At 39.5% G+C, this 2,211-nt stretch carries 1 protein-coding gene and 1 pseudogene; both read right to left on the reverse strand.

What is annotated here, in order from left to right; translation table 11 throughout:
- Positions 1 to 85: 85 nt before the first annotated feature.
- The gene (gene istB, locus GBH70_RS16225; protein ID WP_151681997.1) at positions 86 to 850 is read right to left on the reverse strand and encodes an IS21-like element helper ATPase IstB; all 765 of its coding nucleotides are present in this window, start codon (positions 848 to 850) and stop codon (positions 86 to 88) included.
- Between the two features lie 135 nt (positions 851 to 985).
- Positions 986 to 2,109, reverse strand: a pseudogene (istA, locus tag GBH70_RS16230) (IS21 family transposase); the annotation flags it as partial.
- Between the last annotated feature and the right edge of the window lie 102 nt (positions 2,110 to 2,211).

Here is a 2,211-nt window from a genome sequence, read left to right on the forward strand (position 1 = left end):
CTCCTTGGAGGGATGGATTGATGCCTGTCAACAACGATTTAAAATTCCCCAAATTCAACGAAATGAAATTCCCCATTATGAACGGTTAATTCGATAGCTGGGCAGGATAAACCCCTGCTTTTTTCTTTTCCCGTAGTCGGTAAGAATCGCCTTTGATATTAAAGGTAATGGCGTGATGTAATAAACGATCTAAAATCGCTGTTGCTAATACATCGTCGCCGAATACTTTTCCCCATTCGAGATAGGATTTATTCGATGTGAGAATCATAGAGCCATGTTCATACCGTTTCGATACGACTTGAAAAAAGACATTGGCAGTTAGCTCATCAAAAGGAAAATAACCTACTTCATCAATAATGAGTACATCTGGACGACTCCAACGATTCACTAATCGCTGGAGCGTCCCTTTTTCGTTTGCCTTTCGGCATTCGGCTACTAAATCGTCTGCCGTTAAAAATAAAGCTGTATATCCTTGGGTAATGGCTTCTATCGCAAAAGAAATCGCTAAATGAGTTTTCCCAACGCCCGGAGGGCCTAGTAAGATTCGATTTTCCCCGTTGGCAATAAATCGACAGGTAAGTGTTTCTTTCACTCTTCTTTCACTGATGCTTGGTTGAAAGGAAAAGTCAAAGTCATGGATCGTTTTGATATAAGGCAATTTCGCTCTTTTCATTCGTTTGGCTAGTTGCTGGGACTCTTGATATTCAATTTCTTGTAAAACAATAGTGTTTAAAAATGCAGAATATGATACATTATCTCTAGAAGCGTCTTCTAATAAACTATCTAGTTGGTGGGCTGTGTGGTGCCAACCAAGCTTTTTTAAACGTTCGATTAACAGCTCGTTCATCATACAGTCTCACCTTCTTCCAATGCTGCGTAAGCAGCGAGAGGGCGTTGTTCTACTTTAGGAGATGGGGCAGAAGAATAAAGATCGTTGGTCGCCAAAACTTGAACGTCTTTTATTCTCTGTCCTTTTTTTTGTATGTAAGCCCTCATAATGTTCCATTTGAATATGGGCAGTTGCTTTTCCTGTCAAAATCGGATGTTTGGAAATACACTCATGTTCATCATAAATCTCGATATGATGGTCAAGAGTTTCTTTCACTTTTACAACCTGTCCTGCATAGCGATACGGAACGGAATATTTTTTTCCTCTGTATGAAACAAAACAATCTCGACTTACCTCTCGTGTCTCCCAGCGACATGTAGGGAATAATGGTTTGATTCCCCATGCTTGAAGGAACTTCTGTTCCTGTTCAAAACGTTGAATTGGTGGTTCATTCGTTGTTTGATTCGGTTTTTGATTGGCGACTTGATCCAGCCACGTACGAACGACTTCATTTAATGCATAGAGAGTAGGTTCATGTTGTCGCTGAAAGAAATTATCTTTCAAATACTTTACCACTCTTTCAACTTTTCCCTTTGTTTGTGGACGTTTCGGCCGACATGCTTTTGGAACAATACCGTAATATGCTAGAAAATCCTCAAATACCCGATTAAATCGAATTTCGATTGGACTATGTTTCAGAACAACGGTTTTCATATTGTCATAGAGTATCTGTTCGGGAATGCAGTTAAAGTAAGCAAATGCGTTCATATGACATTTCATTAATGTTTCTACATTCATATTGGTCGTAAACTCCACATATTTCATCCGAGAATAACCAAGTACCATAACGAAAGCATAAATATCTTGATATTGACCATCCACCAAATACTTCCCAACATAGGCCCAGTCCATTTGTGCTTGTTTGCCCGGTGGTGTTTCATACCGTAAGGTGGCTTGTTTCTTTGGCTGTTCTCGATACGGCCGAACAAAATCTCTTAATATCGTCATCTTGCCGGTGTATCCCATCGCTTGAATCTCCTCAAAGAGAACAACACAATTCGTTGTACCTTCTTGTATTCGTTGAAGTAGATAGTTTTTATAAGGATCTAGCTTACTAGCTTTCTTTTTCCCATTGGCTTTACGTTCTGGAAGCTTGTCCCCCCCTTTAGATACTTACGAATGGTTTTCCGATCAAATCCTGTTTCTTTGGCAATCGCTGTTTGAGTCCAGCCTTTCTGATATAACTCTCGAATCATAAAAAACTCCCCTATCTTCAGCATCGTTTCTCCACTCCATCTAAGATGTTGTTTTGAAACGATTATCTGTTATTTTTGGGGAATTTTAAACCGCTGTTATTGGGGATTTTATCACCGTTGATTACA

Origin of the sequence: Weizmannia acidilactici, from assembly GCF_008974225.1 — a bacterium.
In the GTDB taxonomy this organism is placed as follows: Bacteria; Bacillota; Bacilli; order Bacillales; family Bacillaceae_C; genus Weizmannia; species Weizmannia acidilactici.